Source organism: Janthinobacterium sp. KBS0711 (genome assembly GCF_000988085.1).
GTDB classification, from domain to species: Bacteria; Pseudomonadota; Gammaproteobacteria; order Burkholderiales; family Burkholderiaceae_D; genus Janthinobacterium; species Janthinobacterium lividum_E.
Genome location: NZ_LBCO01000014.1, coordinates 211,500 through 229,942, shown reverse-complemented (window position 1 = coordinate 229,942; position 18,443 = coordinate 211,500). Strand labels below are relative to the sequence as shown.

14 protein-coding genes are annotated in these 18,443 nt (G+C 63.4%); 9 read left to right on the top strand and 5 right to left on the bottom strand.

Annotated features, from left to right (window positions below):
* Positions 1-284: 284 nt before the first annotated feature.
* The 5 genes from VM94_RS09660 to VM94_RS09640 are packed head-to-tail and all read right to left on the bottom strand — an operon-like array spanning position 285 to position 9,544.
* The gene (locus VM94_RS09660; RefSeq protein ID WP_046683283.1) at positions 285-1,013 is read right to left on the bottom strand and encodes a DUF2135 domain-containing protein; all 729 of its coding nucleotides are present in this window, start codon (positions 1,011-1,013) and stop codon (positions 285-287) included.
* A 29-nt stretch (positions 1,014-1,042) separates the two neighbouring features.
* Entirely contained in the window at positions 1,043-2,725 is a 1,683-nt protein-coding gene (locus VM94_RS09655) for a DUF2300 domain-containing protein (protein WP_046683282.1), read from the bottom strand.
* A complete protein-coding gene (locus tag VM94_RS09650; RefSeq protein WP_046683281.1) occupies positions 2,725-7,263 on the bottom strand; it encodes an alpha-2-macroglobulin family protein in 4,539 nt (1,512 codons plus the stop codon). Before VM94_RS09650 ends, VM94_RS09655 begins: the two co-directional genes overlap by 1 nt.
* A complete protein-coding gene (locus VM94_RS09645; protein ID WP_235432887.1) occupies positions 7,260-7,958 on the bottom strand; it encodes a DUF1175 family protein in 699 nt (232 codons plus the stop codon). Before VM94_RS09645 ends, VM94_RS09650 begins: the two co-directional genes overlap by 4 nt.
* The gene (locus tag VM94_RS09640; RefSeq protein ID WP_052755686.1) at positions 7,937-9,544 is read right to left on the bottom strand and encodes a DUF2138 family protein; all 1,608 of its coding nucleotides are present in this window, start codon (positions 9,542-9,544) and stop codon (positions 7,937-7,939) included. Before VM94_RS09640 ends, VM94_RS09645 begins: the two co-directional genes overlap by 22 nt.
* Before the next feature lie 133 nt (positions 9,545-9,677).
* Between VM94_RS09640 and VM94_RS09635 the strand changes: the two genes are divergently transcribed.
* From VM94_RS09635 to VM94_RS09595, 9 genes are all read left to right on the top strand, one after another.
* Positions 9,678-11,198, top strand: coding sequence for a B12-binding domain-containing radical SAM protein (locus tag VM94_RS09635; RefSeq protein WP_046683279.1), 1,521 nt, complete (start codon positions 9,678-9,680; stop codon positions 11,196-11,198).
* 57 nt (positions 11,199-11,255) lie between these two features.
* A complete protein-coding gene (locus VM94_RS09630) occupies positions 11,256-12,389 on the top strand; it encodes an MlaE family ABC transporter permease (protein WP_046683278.1) in 1,134 nt (377 codons plus the stop codon).
* Positions 12,389-13,291 (top strand): ABC transporter ATP-binding protein, encoded by a 903-nt coding sequence (locus VM94_RS09625; protein ID WP_046683277.1) that lies wholly within the window; start codon positions 12,389-12,391, stop codon positions 13,289-13,291. Before VM94_RS09630 ends, VM94_RS09625 begins: the two co-directional genes overlap by 1 nt.
* On the top strand, positions 13,291-14,250 hold the full coding sequence (locus VM94_RS09620; RefSeq protein ID WP_046683276.1) for an MlaD family protein: 960 nt from the start codon (positions 13,291-13,293) through the stop codon (positions 14,248-14,250). The genes VM94_RS09625 and VM94_RS09620 overlap by 1 nt, the downstream gene beginning before the upstream one ends.
* A 12-nt stretch (positions 14,251-14,262) precedes the next feature.
* Complete coding sequence (locus tag VM94_RS09615; protein ID WP_046683275.1) at positions 14,263-14,874, top strand: ABC-type transport auxiliary lipoprotein family protein; 612 nt, start codon at positions 14,263-14,265, stop codon at positions 14,872-14,874.
* Entirely contained in the window at positions 14,871-16,058 is a 1,188-nt protein-coding gene (locus VM94_RS09610; protein WP_046683274.1) for a VanZ family protein, read from the top strand. The genes VM94_RS09615 and VM94_RS09610 overlap by 4 nt, the downstream gene beginning before the upstream one ends.
* 39 nt (positions 16,059-16,097) lie before the next feature.
* Positions 16,098-16,415, top strand: a complete 318-nt coding sequence (locus tag VM94_RS09605) for a (2Fe-2S) ferredoxin domain-containing protein (RefSeq protein ID WP_034781335.1) — start codon at positions 16,098-16,100, stop codon at positions 16,413-16,415.
* 35 nt (positions 16,416-16,450) lie between these two features.
* Positions 16,451-17,104 carry an alpha/beta hydrolase gene (locus tag VM94_RS09600; protein WP_034754445.1) on the top strand — a complete coding sequence of 218 codons (654 nt, stop codon included), beginning with the start codon at positions 16,451-16,453 and terminating at the stop codon, positions 17,102-17,104.
* A gap of 115 nt (positions 17,105-17,219) precedes the next feature.
* A complete protein-coding gene (locus VM94_RS09595; RefSeq protein ID WP_046683273.1) occupies positions 17,220-18,365 on the top strand; it encodes a D-alanyl-D-alanine carboxypeptidase family protein in 1,146 nt (381 codons plus the stop codon).
* The last annotated feature ends 78 nt before the right edge of the window (positions 18,366-18,443 follow it).

Sequence of the window (18,443 nt, the reverse complement as noted above, 5' to 3'; positions counted from 1 at the left end):
TGTGAACATTTGATATTTTAAGTATTACGACAATCCGAAGATCATCGCTGCACTACATCAAATGCCCACACTTATCGACTGTTAATTGTTAAAGAACTGTATTCGGTACTGCTTTCGCGCTATCGACAAAGCGTTGTGTTTGTCAGCTGCGAAGAAGGAAGAGTATGAAGCATTTCGCTAAATCCGTCAACTCCTTCTTTTTCTCTACTTTACTCAGCATTTGCATGCATCGTTCAGCGAGGGGGCGAATTATAGCCAAGCAGCAGCGTGTCCGCAAGAGACATTTACGGCAAGACGAACGATTTCACCAGGGTCAGCTCGCCGGCGGCCCGCATCGGCACCTGGAAGCTTTGCAGTTTTTCACGCGGCGTGCCTTCGTTGGTGATGATCGATATGCGGGCGACGGTCAGCATGGCAGTGTTTTCGCCACTGCCATAGTAATTCACATAAACGTGATAGTTGCCCTTCACGGGCGCGGCGCTGGAAAAGATTTCCGGGCCATAGCCGGTCGTCACGTCCACGTCCAGCGCGCCGCCATCTTTTAACACGCGATTGCCATACCAGGCGTGGCCACCATCCGGCGTGACCACATGCAGATCGAGGTCGGTGCCGGCACTGTCCCACGACAGCACGATACGCAGACGCGCCTGGGTCTTGCCCTGGTAGCTGTCGACAAACTGGGTGCGCGCGCGGCTCTTGCCATCGGGCGAGCGTACTTCCACGCTGTTCGAGCCGCTGCCGAAGCCATACGGGCGGCCATAACTGCCGTCTTCGCCCACTTCCATCGGCATCGCCACGCCATTGACCACCAAGGTGGCGGGCTTGCCCTTGACGGCGCCCGCGATGCGCCCCCGTATCTGCGCCGTTTCGGCCTGGCCCGGCTGCAGGTTCACGGACGCGGCCGGGTAATTGACGGCTTGCGTATAGTCCTCGCGCGCGCCGGCCGAATTGCGCCAACCGCTCTTCGGTGCGTCGATGGTGACCTGGGCCTGCGCCCAGAGTGGCAACAGCATTAGCGGAATCGCGCAACGGATATAAAAACTCACAGGGCCTCCAGGTTAAGGTCGACGAGCCGGCGGGCCAGCCGCTCGACATATTCTTCGTCCTGGCCACGCGGATGGCGGCGCAGGCCAAGGTGTAAATATTCATGGGCCAAGGTGATGCGGTCTTCGCGCGTGGCCAGCGGCCGCATGTAGATACGGTTGCGCGACTGCTCCGAATACGGCGCGCCGCTCTGCAAGGCGCAGACCAGCGGCGCTTGCGGCGGCGCCTCGTAGCCGGCCTCGCGCAGCAGCACGCGCTGCCAGCGCGGCACGGACTGCGCCAGCCAATCCTCGTTCTGCGCCAGGCGACGGCAACGCGCGCCAGTGTTACCAATGGTGCTCAACGCGCCGCCAGGATAAGCCGCCGCCAGCAATTCATCATAGTGCTTGCCCTGTCTGGCTTGGCGCACCGCCTCGCTCCACGCCATGGTCCCCTCGGACGCCTGGTTACTGTGATAGCGCACGGTGACGCCATCGACGATCAGTTGGTCGGTCCAGCGCGCAATCGCCAGCGCCGCCTGCGTGGCCGGGCTGGGACTGACGCGCTGGGTCGCGCTGCTGTCGGCAATCTGCTGGCAGCCCGCCACCGTCACCGCGTTCTGCTGCAAATACGTGCGCGCGGCGACTGCCAGCGCCTTGGCCGCTTCCGGCTCGTTGGCATTCGCTTCGCGGTCGAGCACGCGCGCCACATATTCATTGACGCCAAAGCGGCCGCGCAATTGCGGACGGCCGCCCTTCTCTTGCAGCAGCATCAACTCGCCGCTGCTGCGCAAGGCCAGGTTCTGGCCATTGTCGAATTGCACATGGTAGCGGCCATTGAGTGGGCCAGGTGCGGCCACGCCACGCTCGCCGCGCACGGCACGGATCGGATAGCGCTTGAAGTAATCGACCACCACACAGCCGCCATCGTCGGCCGCGCCCACTTTCGGCAAGCTGGCGGCCAGCCTGGGCGCCCACTGTTCAAAGACATTGCTGCTGCCGCCCGCGCCGCCAAACCAGATCGGCGTGCCGTCGGCCAGCCAGCCGGCCGCGCCGCCGATGCGTTTATCCGCCCGGCGCTGCTCGTGCCAGGAATACGTTTTGACGCGCAGCTGGCTTCCGAACCAGCGTGCCGTACCCGCGCCGCGCCCATCGAGCACCACGCGCAGCAGCGCCGCTTCCGCGTCCACGCGGCTGGCGGCCGGGATGCTGTCGAGCGCGCGCAGCAGGCTGTCCAGGCGCACCGTGCGCTTTGGTGCCAGCTGCGCGGGATCCGCCAGCCAGGCAAAGTCCCCTGCCGGCGCGCTACCCAGGCGGCCCATCCAGTATTTGCGCCACGGGATGGCCGTGATCATCAGCCGCCCAGGCGAGAAAAATGGGCCGCACGATTGCGCCAGTGCCGCGTCGTGGCCGATGCTCTGGCCCGCATCGCAGCAATACACTTCTTCCGGATCGCGGCCGCCGCAGCGGTAATCCGGCATCGCCACCTTGTTATCACTCGCATACACATATACGAACAGCTTCCACAGGCTGGCCAGCGGCACTTGCCGCGCGCCGTCAAACGGCGGCGGCGCTGTGCCGCCCTGGCGCAGCTGCCGCACTTCCATCTTGCCGTCGCGCCACCAGGCCACGTCCAGCGATGCAGACCAGGCAGGAGCGGCCAGCAGCAAGGCAGCCATCAAAGCAGGACGTACAAAGCCCATCACTCGACCTTCAGCGCGCGCGTGGTCTTGCCGCCGCCTTCGAAGGCTTTCTGCTCCGGCTGGTACATGCGGTAAAAGCGCGCCGGCGGCAGCACGTAACTGCCCTTCTGTGCAAAGCGCAGCAAATGGCGCACGGTCACCTCGCCAGTCAAAGGCTCGACCGGCACGGCGTAGCCGTCGCGGCGCTCGGTGTGGCGCGCGCGTTCCAGCGCGGCCGGCTTGTCGCCCGCCATGACCATGCCCCAGGTAGTCGATTCGACCATCGCGCCAGGCGGCAGCGCCACTTCCAGCAAGCCAAAACGGTGCTTCGCGCCCGGCGCTGCTTTTAAAGTGATTTCATCGAGGTACAGCGCGTCCGTGCTGAGCGCTTCGCCCGGCTTGACCAGCTCCGTCGTGTAACCGCCCTTGCCCGCCTTCATGCGCAGGATGCGACGCTCGACGGCGACCGGCAAGGTTTGCGCTTCGGCCGCGTGGCTGTCGTACTGCAGCACGGCCACCGTGCCGGCCGACGCCGGTGCGGCGAGACGTAATTTATCCGGCGCGCCCTTGGCGTCCGTCCAGTGCCAGACCGGCTGGCCGCTGCGGCTGTCGCGTTTTTGCCAGGCGCCGTCCAGCGTGACGGCCGGCCCCTTGCCGAACGATGCACCGCCCAGCTTCTTTTGCACCCACATCAAGGTCATCGCGCGATCCAGGGTCGGCATCTCGGCGCGCACGCCGGCCAGCACGGCGTCGGCCTGGGTAGCCGGCACTTCGCCGGCCAGCATCAGCAAGGCTTGCGCCACCGGCGCTTTGGACTCGCGAAGCACCTGCCACGAGCTGGCCACTTGCAGTTGCAGCCCATGCGGCAGGGCGATGCCATTCTGGCTGGCCACCAGCGCCACCAGGCCAAGGCCCATCGCTTGCGCTTCGCGGTCAGATGCTCCGCCCAGCAGCAGGCTGCTCGTGTCGCCAGGTTGGCGCGGCTTGCCGCCCAGGACGGCAATCGCGCTGTCGTCCACCAGGCCCGCCGCCAGGGTCTGCGTGGGCAGGCCCATCTCGCGCGCCATCCACAGCACCAGCGCGCGGTCGCCCATCGCATCCTTCAAACCATGTTCGCTGTAGACGGCCAGCAGCTTGTTCCAATGTTCGGGCGGCAGCTCGATGTGCAGCGCGCGCGCCGCGTACCAATCGGCGTAATAGGCGTAGGCCGTCATCAATGCATTGCCGGCCGTGGCATTGCCCCACCAGCCGAAGACGGCGTTCGGACCGGCCATGGACACCAGGCGCAGGCGCTGCGCCGTGAGCAGCGTTTGCAAACGTTCGCTTGCCGCGCCCGCGTCCGGCCCCAGGCTTTGCGTGGCCAGCGCGAGCGGAATCAAACGGCTGGCCGTCTGCTCGACGCAGCCATACGGATAGTCGATCAGGTCGTCGGCGATGCGCGCGAACTGGCTGGCCGCACCCTGGGCGAACGAGACGCGGATATTGCGCGCGTCCGCCGGCAGCTTGAGTGGAATATCACCAGTGGCGCCATCGAGCGGCAGCACCAAGGAGCGCGGGCTGCTCCACGCGGCGGGCAAGGTTTGCATGGCCGTGTCCAAGGCGTCGACCAGCTTGCCACTCTGTTTCAGCTCCAGGCGCAGCGGCCCGCTACCAGCCGCCAACGGAAATTCGACGTAGTTGACACCCGGTTTGGCGGTCAATTTTTCCGTCTTCGGCTGTGCCCCGCCCGAGAGAACGACGTCGAGCGCCTGCTCCTTGCCCGTCTGGTTGAACACGGCCACCGAAGCGCGCGGCGCATCGCCAGCACGCATCCAGTCGGGCGCCGTCCACTTGGCATAGAAGTTTTTATCGGAACGCAGATAGGCCGTGCGCTGACCGACGCGCCCCTGTTCATCCATCGCGCGGCCCGTGATCCTCCAGCGGGTCAGCGCATCGGGCATGGTAAAACTCACGCGCGCATTGCCATTCGCGTCGGTCTTCAGCGATGGCGCCCAGTAGGCCGTATCAATATTGTCGCGGCGCGGACGTTCCAGCACCTTGACGCCCCGCTCGTTGTAATTGTGGCGCGCCGGCGCGCCGGCCGTGCGACCCTGCGCCATGTCGTAGCTGATGAAGGACAGGCTGGCCGTGGTGCGCACGTTGTTGCGGCGCGGGTGATAGAAAAAGTCGCCGATGTCCGGCGCGATTTCCGGCTGCAGCACATAGATCATTTCATCGACCACGCCCAGCGCCACCATGGTGCTCAGGGGCTTGCCATCGAGGGTCGCCTTCACGTCCAGCGTGACCTTCTCGCCCGGCTGGTAGACCTCCTTGTCGCTCTTGAACTGCAGCGCGATGCGCGGCTCGATCACTTGCAGGCCGGCGTTCTCGAATACGAAATCGCCATTGCGCGTGTACGCCACCGAGAACGTCATGTTCGGGCCATGCTCTTCTTTTACGGGGATGCGCACTCTCCACTGCCGCGGCGCCACGCGCTTCGCCTGGTACCAGTCAGCGGCGCCTGCCATCAAGCCATGGTGTTCCACCTTGTCGCGCTCGAGCGTCAACAGCGCCTGGTCGACCTTGTCGGAGAACGTGATCAAGGCCTCTGCCGTATCGCCCGGACGATAGCGGGCGCGGTCCAGCACGATCTCGATGCTGCCCGGCGTGGTCTGGATTCCATCACCGGCGACCCAGTGGCTGGCGGCGGCCAGCAGGTTGCCGCGCTCGTCGCGCAGCGCCAGCTGATACGAGCCCGATGCGGGGAACGTCACGTCCCAGCCTTTGGCGTTTGGATCGAACGCACCGTCGGTCTTGCTCTGTTTTTCCAGCTGCACCATCTCCCAGCGCACGGGCTTGGCCGCGCCCTGGCCATCGGCCAGCAAATCGAAATGCACGGCCTGGCCCGGATCGGAAAACTGGCGCGTGGCCTTCAGCTGGTAGCTGCTGCTCGAGCGTTCTATCATCAGCTCGCGCGTCGCCTTGACGCGGTAGGCCGCGCCATCGGTCGCCAGCACGGTCAAGATGTAGCGCGAGGGATCGGCGGCAGGCGGCAAGCTGAAGTCGACATTGCCGCTGCCGTCGCTCGTCACTTCCTCGGTCTTCAAGGCCACGGGGAACAGGCCACTGTAGCGCAGTTCGCCTTCGACCATGGTGTTTTGCTGGCCGCGCAAGGACAAGGTCATCTTTGCGTTTTTCACGGGTTTGCCATCGGGGTAGCGCAGCGCGATATTGCCCTTGACCGCCTCGCCCGTCTTGAATTCCGGCTTCGATGGCTGGACATTGATTTCAAAGTGCGGCTTGACGTATTCGGCCACGCGGAAAGCCGCGCCATACACGCCATCCTTGTAATTGAAACGCAGTTCATAGCCGCCGGCGGTGGCTTCCGTGGGCAGGCGGAAGCGCGTGTCGGCACCCGTGTCGCCGGACAGCTGCAGCGTTTGCGTCAGCAGCGGCGTGCCGTTCGGATTGAGCACGCTCAAGCTGATCGGCGCCGCGCTTGCCGCCTGCGAGTTGCGTGCGGAGGTAAATTCGCGTCCCAAAAACTTGACGTTGACTTCGTCGCCCGGCCGGTACAGGGGCCGGTCCGTCACGGCATAGATCTTGGTGTTGTAGATCTCGCTGTCATAGTAAAAATTCTCGGACACGAACACGCCGCCGGCGCCGTCTTGGCCCAACACATAGGTGTGTTCGGGGCTGCCGCGCTCGAGCGAGGCGACACCATCGGCCCCCGTGGTGGCCGACTGCAGCACGCCGGTGCCGTCCGTCCACGCCACGCTGGCGCCCGCCACGGCGGCGCTGTTGTCGCGCCGCGCCGTCCATACCAGCATCTGCCCGGACGACACCTTGGTGACGGCCACCGTGTCCGACACGAATACCAAAGTGGTGGCGCGGTGCTCGCCGATGATCGCTTCGATCAGGTACAAACCCGGCTTGCGTTTGCCCAGAGGGATCATCACGTTGCCGGCGCCGGCGACGATGAAGTCGCTGCTGGAGCCATCGAGCTTGACGCCTTTCGGCGGCGCGATGGCCTTGGCTTGCCAGATCGGATAGCGGAAGCTGTCGACCAGCTCCATGCCCTTGATCGGCTTGTACTGCGGATGGTTGGCGAACACGGTGCGCCGGCGAATCGCGTCGTTGGTCGCCAGCTGCGGCTGTTCTTTCGTGACCGCGAGGCGCGCTTCGCCGGAAAACAGCTTGCGCCAGGCCAGGCGCGACTGCTTCCACCAGCTATCCCACAAAAAGCTCAAGGTGTTGGCCAGGCCTTCGCCCTGGTAATTGCCCTCGACCTGGATGCGGTGCAGATTGCGCTGCCTTTTCAGGAATTCCATCGGTTCGGGCACGCGGTAGACGACGATGTCGGCGCCCGAATACGCTTCCAGATTCATGCGTCCCATGTCGCGGCCCGGCACCTCCAGGCGCACGCGCGCTTCATCAAGACTGCCGTAACTGGCGTCCGACAGCAGGAAGAAGGGTTCGCCCTTGAAGGTGCTGTAGTTGCTCGGCTCGCGTTCCTGCGCCGAGGCGCCGCCTGCCACCAATAGCATCAGCGCCAGCATGCTGGCCAGTAATCGCTTCATGATAAAAACGCCAGCCGGAATACCCCGGCGAAATTGGGATTGTTGACCACAGGTTGCCACCGCGTGTCCTTCCAGCTCGTAAGTTCTTTGATATCGACGGTCCGCAGACCATTGTCGTCGGGGGTGACGGTGCCGGTGTGGTAGGCGATGCGCGCCCCCATCCAGACCATCAGGTGCTGTTCGTCGCCCTGGTCGAAAAACAGCAGGTCGCCGGGCAGCGCCTGGCTGATTTCGCGGGCGATGAAGCGGCTGTTGTGCTGTACCAGCGCCAGCGCCGTGACGAAGTGGCCGACATTGCCGCCCGTTTGCACCCAGCGGTTGCGCAAGGCTGCCTGCTTCGCGTCCAGTTCCAGCTCGGGCGGCAGGCGCCGGTCGCTGGCGATGCCATTCGCATGCAGCCACTTCGCGTCATGCACGGTGAGCGCCTCATTGACGGCAAAACGCACCAGCCCGGCGCAATCGCGGTGCGTCCAGCGCGGCGACGGGCCACGTTCGATCTGCGCGTTGACGATGCGCAGCATCCAGGCCTGGAAGGCGCGGCTCTGGGCCTGCGACAGCTGCACTTGCGGTTCGGCGGCCGCGCGCAAGGCCCAGGCGGGCATCGCCACGGTGGCGGCGCAGGCCGCCAGCGATCGCAAGGCGGCACGGCGTCCATGCCGCCCATGCCACACCGTCATCGCGCGGCCTCTTGCCATTCCAACGTTTCCCATGACGTGCCGCTGGCTGGCTGCCGCTTGAGCACCATGCGCAGCGGCGGATATTTTTTCAAGGCGTTCAGGCGCGGCACCAGGTGTTCGTTGGCGGCTGCGCGCAGTACCGGTTCGTTATTCGCTGGCAGGGTATCGAAGGCTTCCAGCTGGATCAGCCGGGCCAGCGACGCCGGTGCAATCAGGCCGATGGTGCGCGCGCCATCGGGCAGCAGGTCGCTGGCGGCCGGCGCCTGCTTGCGGCGCACGGCCAGCACCTGGTCCACCAGCTTGCCGTCGGCGGAAAAGACAACGGTATTGCCAGCCATGGCCAGCGCCGGCGTGGACTGGCCCAAGGCTGTGGCGACGCTGCGCTCCCAACGAACGGCGCCATCCTTCCCTGTGGTCTTGCGCACGGGGTCCTTGCCGCCAATGGCCGCCTCGAACAGGCTGCCATAGACAGCGTCATCGCCGGCCTGCGCACTGCGGGTGGCGACAAACACGGGCGTATGCAGGCGCGAAGTACCGTACCAGCACGCGGCGGCGGGGCCTTGCAAGTGCCCGGCCAGCGGCGCCACCGGCTCCGATGTCTTGCTGCCCAGGCGCTTGAGCACGGGCTGCAGCGCGGTCCAGTCGACGGGTACGCTGAAACAGGCGCTCGGATTGTGCGGCAGCACGGGCCACAAGGCGCTGCTGTCGTAGCCGCCGTTTTTCAGTTTGTCGGCATTGAGCAGCACCTTCGATTGCCAGGCGCCCTGTTGAAAATCGAAGCGCAGCGCCTCTAACGCGCCAAAGAAAGGCTGGTAGCCGAACGACAGGAAGTCAGCCTTGACGGCGATGCTGTGGCCCTCGGGCACGGCGCCGTCGAGATGGAACTGCGCATTAAAGACGTTCTGTTTGGCCGGCTCCGGCGCCAGCAGGCTGGCCACGGTTTTCTCGGCCGTGCCGTCGCCATGCTTGCCATCGCTGCCGCCATACAGCATGCCGGGATGGGACAGGATGACCAGGCGCTGGCCGTGCGCGGCAAACAGCAAGGTGCGCTGGTAAGCGTAGTTCAGCGCATACACGGGCACCTGGCCGCCATCGACGCGCAAGCTGCCGGCCACGCGCATCTGCGTATCCTTCAGGGCGATCTTGCCCGCTTCCTCGAGCAAACGCGTGAGCTGGCTGCGCGACACGGCAATGGCAAAGTGCTTGAGCGAGCCGTCGGCGTCGCGCCATAAGGCCACTTCCGCCGGCTGGTCCAGCACCATGCGCAGCAACTGGTCGCCCCAGCCCAGCTCATGTTCATAGGCGATGCGGCGCAAACTGCCCTTCAGGCCCAGCTGGTCTTCGCTCTGCTCATAATAGAACAGGAAATCCTCGCGCAGCACGTCGCGCGCCAGCGGCACCGTCAGCAAGTCGCGCGGCAAGGCCGACAAGCTTTTCGTGCGGACCAACGCATCGGGCCGGGATAAATCGAGCTTCAAGCCGTTGACCGGCCCCATCGCGCCCCAGCCAAACACCCGGTAGCCGACCAGTGCGGCGGCCACCACGGCCACGCCGGCCAGCGTCCCGACGAGGACTTTTTTATTGAGTACTTTTTTCGCCAGCACCTTGTATCCTTTTAGCCTGCCACAGCATTGACAAGTTGGTAATTATTGACAAATGGTAACATGGCATTTGTTGCCGCAGCGCACAGCTGACGCGACAGCGTAAAATAGCGGTTTCGCCGTTTTCATCGCCGCCATGACCATCCTGCTCTCCACCCTGAACGCCCGCTACACCCACGCCTCGCTGGGATTGCGCTATCTGCTGGCCAATATGGGGCCGCTGCAAGCGCAGACGCGGCTGCAGGAATTCGTCATCGGCACGAAAACCACGGAACTGGTCGAGCGCATCCTCATCAACAAGCCCCGTATCATCGGTTTTGGCGTGTATATCTGGAACGTCGAGGAAACGACCAAACTGGTGGCCATGCTCAAGCGCGTGGCGCCCGAAGTCGTCATCGTGCTGGGCGGGCCGGAAGTGTCGCATGAGGCGGGCGAGCAGGAAATCGTCAAGCTGGCCGACTACCTGATCACGGGCTGGGGCGACGTCACCTTTCCCAAGCTGTGCGGCGAGATTCTCAACGGGCCAAAGCCGCTGATGAAGATCCACGCGGGCGTGCAAGCCCCGCTGGCGGAACTGCAGCTGCCCTACTCTTTGTATACAGACGACGATATCCGCCACCGTACGATTTACGTGGAAGCGTCGCGCGGCTGTCCGTTCAAGTGCGAATTCTGCCTGTCGGCGCTGGACAAGACGGCCTGGCCCTTCGCGCTCGAGAACTTCCTGGCCGAGATGGAATCCCTGCATGCACGCGGCGCGCGCCTGTTCAAGTTCGTCGACCGCACCTTCAACCTGAATATCAAGACCAGTTTGAAGATCATGCAGTTCTTTCTGGACAAGATCGAAGCGAACCCGGACGACCCGATCTACGCCCACTTCGAACTGGTGCCCGACCACTTGCCCGACGCCTTGAAAGAAGGCATCAGCAAGTTCCCGCCCGGCGCGCTGCAGTTCGAAATCGGCATCCAGAGCTTCAATCCGGACGTGCAATCGCTGGTCAGCCGCAAGCAGGACAATCAAAAGGCGGCCGACAACATCCGCTGGCTGTGCGAGGAATCGAACGCCCACTTGCACGTGGACTTGATCGCCGGCTTGCCGGGCGAAGATGAAGCGAGCTTCGCGGCCGGCTTCAACAAGCTGGTGGCCTTGAAACCGCATGAAATCCAGTTCGGCATATTAAAGCGGCTGCGCGGCACGCCCATCATCCGCCATACGGAAAACTATGGCATGGTGTTCGACCCGCACCCGCCGTACACCATCCTGGCGAACAAGCAGCTCGATTTCATGAGCATGCAGCGCCTCGTGCGCTTTGCCCGCTACTGGGACCTGGTCGCCAACTCGGGCCGCTTCGCCAATACGGTGCAATGGATGCTCGGTGACGCGCCATTTGAAAACTTCATGGATTTTTCGAACTGGCTGTATGCCCATACGGACGCCACCCACCGCATCGCCATGGAGCGCCTGGCCAAGCTGGTGGCGCAATGGCTGCAGACGCGCGGCATGAGCGCGCTGGAGGCCAACGCCCTCGTGGCGAGCGACTATGCGGGCGGCGCGCAAGCGGCCGCACATGCCAAGCCAAGCGAAGTGAGTACTGGCGGCGCGAAGGTGCGTCCGGACGTCTCCCTGCCGCAGCGACAGGCGCGCCACCTGGCGTCCTGAGGGGCCGGCGATTGAACAGCGGTGGCGGTCTGCGCCATTCTCCCTTAAACTGGCACGATGCCGACTGTACAATCGCCGAAACTGACCCTCTCCCAGACCAGCTCCCAACAGGGAGCCCTTGTCACTGCCAGCGGCACCTGGCAGGTGCACGCGCTGGCGCATGACAATGCCATCAAGGCCATCGACGCCCAGCTCAAGCCCTTGCAGGGCGACACGAAGGCGCAATGGGACCTGTCGGCCATCGACAGCATGGACCATATCGGCGCTCAGCTGTTCTGGAATGCCTGGGGCAGGCAACGCCCCGCGCAGCTGACCCTGGCGCCGTCGCAGGAAGAGTTTTTCCGGCGCATCGAAGAAACGGGGCCGTTGACGACGCCGCCTTCGCGCGCCAACCGCCTCACGCCCGTGATGAAACTGGGCATGGCCATCCTGCTGTTTTTCGAACATTTGAAGGGCTTTATCGCCTTGGTCGGCCAGGTGACGCAGGATATCGGCCGCTTCGCGCGCCATCCCATGCGCGGACCGTGGCGTGAAATCTCCGCCAACATCTTCCATGCGGGCTTCCAGGCGCTGGGCATCACGGCCCTCGTGGGCTTTCTCATCGGCGTCGTGCTGTCTTATTTGTCGGCGCAGCAACTGCGCGCCTTTGGCGGCGACATCTACCTGGTCAACCTGCTGGGCATGAGCGTCATCCGCGAACTGGGGCCGCTCCTGGCCGCCATTCTCGTGGCCGGGCGTTCGGGTTCGTCCATCACGGCGCAGCTGGGCGTCATGCGCGTCACGGAAGAACTCGACGCCATGCTGGTGATGGGCATTTCACACGGTTTCCGCCTGATCATGCCGAAAGTGCTGGCCCTGGCCATTTCCATGCCCCTGCTCGTCATCTGGACGGATACGGCCGCGCTGATCGGCGGCATGGTGGCGGCCAAGGTGGAATTGAACCTGTCGGCCCGCTACTTCATCCAGAAGCTGCCGGACGCCGTGCCGCTGGCCAACTACATGATCGGCCTGGGCAAGGGGGTGATTTTCGGCATGCTGATCGCCCTTGTCTCGTGCCACTTCGGCCTGCGCATCAAGGCCAACACGGAAAGCCTGGGGCGCGGCACCACCACCGCCGTCGTCACGGCCATCACCGTCGTGATCCTGGCCGACGCCGTGTTTGCCATCGTCTTCAATGGAGTGGGCTACTGATGGCGGACGACACCGATATCGCTTGCGGCACTGGCAACGAGGGCCAGTTCAACCTGCACGGCAGCGCGCCCGTGGTGGAAATCACCAATCTGTGGACCAAGTTCGGCCGCACCGTCGTGCACCAGGACTTGAACCTGGAAATCGAACGGGGAGAGATCCTTTCCATCGTGGGCGGCTCCGGCACGGGCAAGACGGTGCTGCTGCGCCAGATGCTGGGCCTGGAACATCCGGCGCGCGGCTGCGTCAAAGTTTTTGGCGAAGATATCAACCGGGCAAGTTCCGACCAGCTGCAACAGTTGCGCAACCACTGGGGCATGCTGTTCCAGCAAGGCGCCCTGTATTCGGCCCTGACCGTGTTCGACAACGTGGCCCAGCCGATGCGCGAATTGCGCGTGCTGCCAGAAGCGCTGGTGCACGACGCGGTATTATTGAAAATGAATATGGTGGGCCTGGGCCCGGAACATGCGCTCAAGATGCCGTCTGACTTGTCGGGCGGCATGATCAAGCGCGTGGCCCTGGCTCGCGCACTGGCGCTGGAGCCGAAGCTGTTGTTCCTCGACGAACCGACGGCCGGCCTGGACCCGGACCTGTCGGAAAGTTTTGTTGCCCTGATCCAGTCGCTGCACCGCGAGCTGGGCTTGACGGTGGTGATGGTCACGCATGACCTCGACACTTTGTTCGCCCTGTCCACGCGCATCGCCGTGCTGGCGGAAAAACACGTGATCGCCATCGGCCCCACGCGCGAGGTGATCGAAGTCGACCACCCGTTCATCAAGCAATTTTTCCTCGGCGACCGCGGCAAGCGCGCGCTGGCCGTCCTCGATGAAAAACAGGCGGCGGTGGCGGGCAAGGCGGCACAGCCAGGCGACGACGCCGGCACAGACAAGAAAGCGGAGAAGTAATGGAAAACAGATCACATGCCCTGATGACGGGATTTTTTACACTCACCCTGCTGGTGGCCGCCATCCTGTTCGGCGTCTGGTTCAACCGCGACCGCGTGGAACGGGTGCCGTATTTGCTCGCCACCACCCTGTCCGTGCCGGGCTTGAACCCGCAGGCGACCGTGCGCTACCGGGGCCTGGAAGTGGGCAAGGTCGACGCCATCGACTTCGATACGCAAAAGGCGGGGCAAATCCTCGTGCACATCAGCGTGGCGCCCGATACCCCCATCACCAACACCACCTTTGCCACTTTAGGCTACCAGGGCGTGACGGGCATCGCCTACATCCAGCTCGACGATGAACAGGTGGGCTCGAAACTGCTGGGCACCAGCAAGGATAAGCCGTCGCTGATTCCCCTGCGCGCCGGCTTGCTCGACCAGCTGGAAAAACGGGGCAAGCGCATCCTCGACCAGGCCGAACAGATCACCAACAAGGTCAACAACCTGCTCAGCCCCGACAACCAGGCCGCCATGCTGGGCGCCTTCACTGAAGTGGGCAAGGCCGCCAAGGCCTTTGGCGCCATTCCGCAGCAACTGGAGCCCACCCTGACGCAATTGCCGCAGCTGACGGAACAGACGCGGCAAACCCTGACGGCTGTCAGCACGGCCAGCAAGAACGTGTCGGACCTGACGGCCACGTGGAAAAAACTGGGTAACGATATCCAGGCGCCAGGCGGCGTGCTCGACAAGGTCAATGGCACGGTCGACCGGGTCGGCAGCTCCGTGGAAACGGTGGCCAATGGCGTGTCGCTGGAAGTCTTGCCACAGGTAATCGAGCTGAGCGGCGAGGCGCGTTCCTCGATGCGTGCCCTGAAAACCACCATGAGCACGCTCAATGAACAGCCGCAGAGCATCTTGTTCGGCGCCCCAGACATCCCGCCCGGTCCGGGCGAGCCCGGTTTTTCGGCACCGGGCAAATAAGGAGAATACCGCATGCCTATTCCACGCAATCTCAGCGCACTCATCCTGGCCGCCGCATTCCTGCTGGGCGGCTGCGCCAGCCGCGGTCCCGTCCCCACTTTCTATGATTTCGGCCCGGCCGCGCCGCTGGCAGCGGCAACAGCTGCGCCAGCCGTGCCCGTGCTGGTGATCGCCGACGCCAACGGTCCATCCTGGCTCGACAGCCAGCGCATGTATTACCGGCTGCTGTACGCCGATGCGCAGCAATCGCGGCCGTACGCCTACAACCGCTGGAACACGCCGCCGCTCCAACTGCTGAGCCAGCGCCTGAAAACCCGCGTGGCGCAAAGCGGCGTGAAAGTGCTGTCGACCACGGACGCGGCCGCCGGCATGCCCCTGCTGCGCATCGACGTCGATGATTTTTCGCAAAACTTCGATACGCAGGCGCAAAGCAGCGGCCACGTGTCGCTGCGCGCCTCGCTGTTTCGCGGCCACCGCCTGATCGACCAGAAAACCTTCAGCCGCAGCGGACCGGCCGGCAGCGCCGATGCGCAAGGGGGCGCGCAGGCGCTGGCGGCGGCTTCGGACGCCATCGCCGCCGACCTGCTGACCTGGCTGGGCACGCTGAATATCACGAAAGAATGACCGACCCCGCATCCCCAGCCAGCCCGGCGGCACCGCTGCCGCCGGTCCGTTCCTCGCCCGTATCGCGCGCGACCCTGCTTGCCTACGTCTTCCTGATCGTGTACGCCAGCTGGTTCCCGTTCACGGGCTGGCACAGCAATGGCCTGTCGCCGCTGACGTTCCTGGAAAACACGCGCATGCCCCGCTACTGGACGGGCTTTGACGTGGGCATCAACGTCGTCGGCTACATCCCGCTGGGCGCGCTCATCGTGTATTCGCTGTTTCCAAGGATCACGGGTTTCTTTGCCGTCATCGTCGCCAGCCTGTGCGGCATGTTCATTTCCGGCAGCATGGAAGCCGTGCAAACCTATCTGCCCAGCCGCGTATCGTCGAATCTGGACTTTTATACGAATGCGGCCGGCTGCTTTATCGGTTCCATCATCGGCGCCTTGACGGCGCGCAAGCTGCTCGACCATAGCCATTTGTACCGCTTGCGCCAGCGCTGGTTTGCCCAGCACGCCAGCCAGGGCCTGGTGCTGGTGGCCTTGTGGCCGCTGGCGCAAATCTATCCGCAAGGCTATCTGTTCGGCCTGGGCCAGTTGCTGCCCATCCTGTCGGACTGGCTGTCGCAGCTGGCCGGCGTCGACATCGACCTGGCCACGTATCTGCGTCCCGACGTGGTCTTGACGGTCGAGCAATATTGGCTTTCGGAAACCATCATCACGGCTTGCGGCATGACGGGCGCCGTGCTGACCTTGCTGTGCCTGCTACGCCGCGCCGCACCGCGCACGATATTAATGCTGATCCTGATCGCCGCCGCCTTGACCGTGCGTTCGATGGCCAGCGCGCTGCTGTTTTCCCCGGAAAACGCCTTCGTCTGGATCACACCGGGCGCCCAGGGCGGCTTTTTGATCGGCCTGATCATGCTGGGCGGCCTGGCGTTCGCGCCGCACGTGGCGCAGCGCCGCATCGCGGCCGCCACCTTGCTGCTGAGCTTGGTGATGGTGAATACGACGCCGATCAACCCGTATTTCATGTCAACCTTGCAAGGCTGGGTACAAGGCAAGTTCCTCAATTTCAATGGCGCGGCGCAATTCCTCGCCTTGCTGTGGCCCTTCATGGCCCTGTGGTTCCTGTGCCTGCCCTCGCACCGCCTGAACCGGCAGGAAGATGTGCAGCGCCAGCGTCGCGAAGACCACCCATAAGCGTTATCATGGCGCATTGATGATCAGCAGGAGCATAGTATGAGCGACGCACCGTATTTTGAACGCCACGTTTTTTTCTGCATGAATAAACGTGAAGACGGCCGCAACAGTTGCGGCGACCATGGCGCGGAAGCGGCGCAAAAGCATTGCAAGCGCCGCATCAAGGAACTCGACATGAATGGCGCGGGCAAGATCCGCATCAACCAGGCCGGCTGCATGGACCGCTGCGAAGAAGGCCCGCTGCTGGTGATCTATCCGGAAGCGACCTGGTACACCTATGTCGACACCAGTGATATCGATGAAATCATCGATACGCACCTGGTGGGCGGCAAAATCGTCGAACGCCTCAAGATTTAATGCCAATTTAAGAGATACCCACCAGTATGAGCCTCATGAACAGAAACTCGGAAAAATTTACCCTCGCCGGCCATGCAGGCAGCATGGAAGGCTTGCTCGATTTCCCGGCAGACACTCCGCGCGGCATCGCCCTCGTTGCCCATCCGCACCCCTTGTACGGCGGCACGATGGACAACAAGGTCACGCAAACCCTGGCGCGCGCGTTTGTCGCCCTCGGTTACGTGGTGGCGCGCATCAATTTCCGCGGCGTCGGTGCTTCCGAAGGCGTACACGACCATGGCGTGGGCGAGACGGACGACATGCAGTTGCTGTATGAACACATGCGTGGCCTGTACCCGGGCTTGCCCGTGGCCTTGTCCGGTTTCTCGTTCGGCACCTTCGTGCAATCGAAACTGCAGGAACGCCTGGCCGCCGCCGGCACGCCCGTCGAGCGCCTGGCGCTGATCGGCAGCGCGGCCGGCAAGTGGGCCATGGCCGATATTCCCGCCGACACCATCTTGATCCACGGCGAACTGGACGACACAATCCCCCTGTCCGCCGTCTTCGACTGGGCCCGTCCACAAGACATTCCCGTGATCGTGATCCCCGGCGCCGACCACTTTTTCCACCGCAAGCTCAATCACATCAAGAACCTCGTGATTGCCCTGTGGCAGGGTGACAAACCCGCAATCGCAGCAGATGATCATTGAAGTGTGGGCTTACTAGCGCCTCCACGGCTATAATTGATCCGTTTTTTCCACGCGGCCATGCAAGCAGCAACAGCATGGCCCTCAGCCTTCATCTTTTTCTCGCAGACCAGCCTCCATGAAAAAACTTTTAGCGGCACTGGCCTCCAGTGTATTTTTCTTTTCCGCCGCCTACGCCCAGAGCGTTCCAGCCCCGACCATCGCCGCCAAGTCCTGGCTGTTGCTTGACGCCACCAGCGGCCAGATCATTGCTTCGCAAGATCCGGACGCCCGCATCGAGCCGGCATCGTTGACCAAGATCATGACGGCTTACCTGACGTTTGCCGCCATCCGCGAAAAGAAACTGGCGCTGGACCAAAAAGTAAACGTGTCCGTGCGCGCATGGAAAGTCGATTCGAGCAGCTCGAAGATGTTCATCGACCCGGCCACCCCTGTCTCGATCGACGACTTGCTGCACGGCCTGATGATTCAATCGGGTAACGATGCCGCCGTGGCGTTGGCGGAAGCCGTTGCCGGCGATGAAGGCACGTTCGTCGTGCTGATGAACCGCGAAGCCCAGCGCATGGGTCTGAAAAACACGCGTTTTGCCAATCCGCATGGCTTGCCTAGCCCCGATAACTATTCCACGGCGCAAGACTTGTCCGTGCTGGCCAAGCGCGTGATCGCCGATTACCCGGAATTCTACAAAATCGATTCCATCAAGAGCTTTACGTACAACAAGATCACCCAGCCTAACCGCAACCGCTTGCTGTGGCTGGACCCAACCGTCGATGGCATGAAGACGGGCCACACGGAAGCGGCCGGCTATTGCATGATCGCGTCGGCCCGCCGTCCAGGCGGCACGGGCGAGCGCCGTTTGATCTCCGTGGTGCTGGGCACCTCGTCGGACCAGGCCCGCACGCAGGAAAGCCAGAAGCTGCTGAACTGGGGCTTCCAGAACTTCGATACGGTCAAGCTGTACTCGAAGGGCCAGGCCGTGGCCACGCCGGAAGTGTGGAAGGGTTCGAAAAGCACCGTGAAAATCGGTTTCGCCCGCGATGTGCTCGTCACCGTACCAAAAGGCACGGCTGCCAAGATGAAACCTGTGCTGGAACGCAAGGACCCGCTGGTCGCGCCACTGGCTGAAAACGCCCCTGTCGGCAAGCTGAAAATGATGGTCGACGACAAGGTCCTGCTGGAACTGCCGGTCGTCGCGCTGGAAACCATCAACCAGGCAACCATCTTCGGCCGCGCCTGGGATTCGATGCGCCTGTGGATGAAATAAGTTTTTAACGTTCCCATAAAAAATGCCCGCAGATGCTGCGGGCATTTTTTTCGTCCGTCACATTATTTCAGCGGCGCA

Excerpts from the sequence above, each read along its gene's own strand:
- VM94_RS09660 (WP_046683283.1), bottom strand. The coding sequence starts at position 1,013 with ATGCTGTTGCCACTCTGGGCGCAGGCCCAGGTCACCATCGACGCACCG.
- VM94_RS09655 (WP_046683282.1), bottom strand. The coding sequence starts at position 2,725 with ATGGGCTTTGTACGTCCTGCTTTGATGGCTGCCTTGCTGCTGGCCGCT.
- VM94_RS09650 (WP_046683281.1), bottom strand. The coding sequence starts at position 7,263 with ATGAAGCGATTACTGGCCAGCATGCTGGCGCTGATGCTATTGGTGGCA.
- VM94_RS09645 (WP_235432887.1), bottom strand. The coding sequence starts at position 7,958 with ATGGCAAGAGGCCGCGCGATGACGGTGTGGCATGGGCGGCATGGACGC.
- VM94_RS09635 (WP_046683279.1), top strand. The coding sequence starts at position 9,678 with ATGACCATCCTGCTCTCCACCCTGAACGCCCGCTACACCCACGCCTCG.
- VM94_RS09630 (WP_046683278.1), top strand. The coding sequence starts at position 11,256 with ATGCCGACTGTACAATCGCCGAAACTGACCCTCTCCCAGACCAGCTCC.
- VM94_RS09625 (WP_046683277.1), top strand. The coding sequence starts at position 12,389 with ATGGCGGACGACACCGATATCGCTTGCGGCACTGGCAACGAGGGCCAG.
- VM94_RS09620 (WP_046683276.1), top strand. The coding sequence starts at position 13,291 with ATGGAAAACAGATCACATGCCCTGATGACGGGATTTTTTACACTCACC.
- VM94_RS09615 (WP_046683275.1), top strand. The coding sequence starts at position 14,263 with ATGCCTATTCCACGCAATCTCAGCGCACTCATCCTGGCCGCCGCATTC.
- VM94_RS09610 (WP_046683274.1), top strand. The coding sequence starts at position 14,871 with ATGACCGACCCCGCATCCCCAGCCAGCCCGGCGGCACCGCTGCCGCCG.
- VM94_RS09605 (WP_034781335.1), top strand. The coding sequence starts at position 16,098 with ATGAGCGACGCACCGTATTTTGAACGCCACGTTTTTTTCTGCATGAAT.
- VM94_RS09600 (WP_034754445.1), top strand. The coding sequence starts at position 16,451 with ATGAACAGAAACTCGGAAAAATTTACCCTCGCCGGCCATGCAGGCAGC.
- VM94_RS09595 (WP_046683273.1), top strand. The coding sequence starts at position 17,220 with ATGAAAAAACTTTTAGCGGCACTGGCCTCCAGTGTATTTTTCTTTTCC.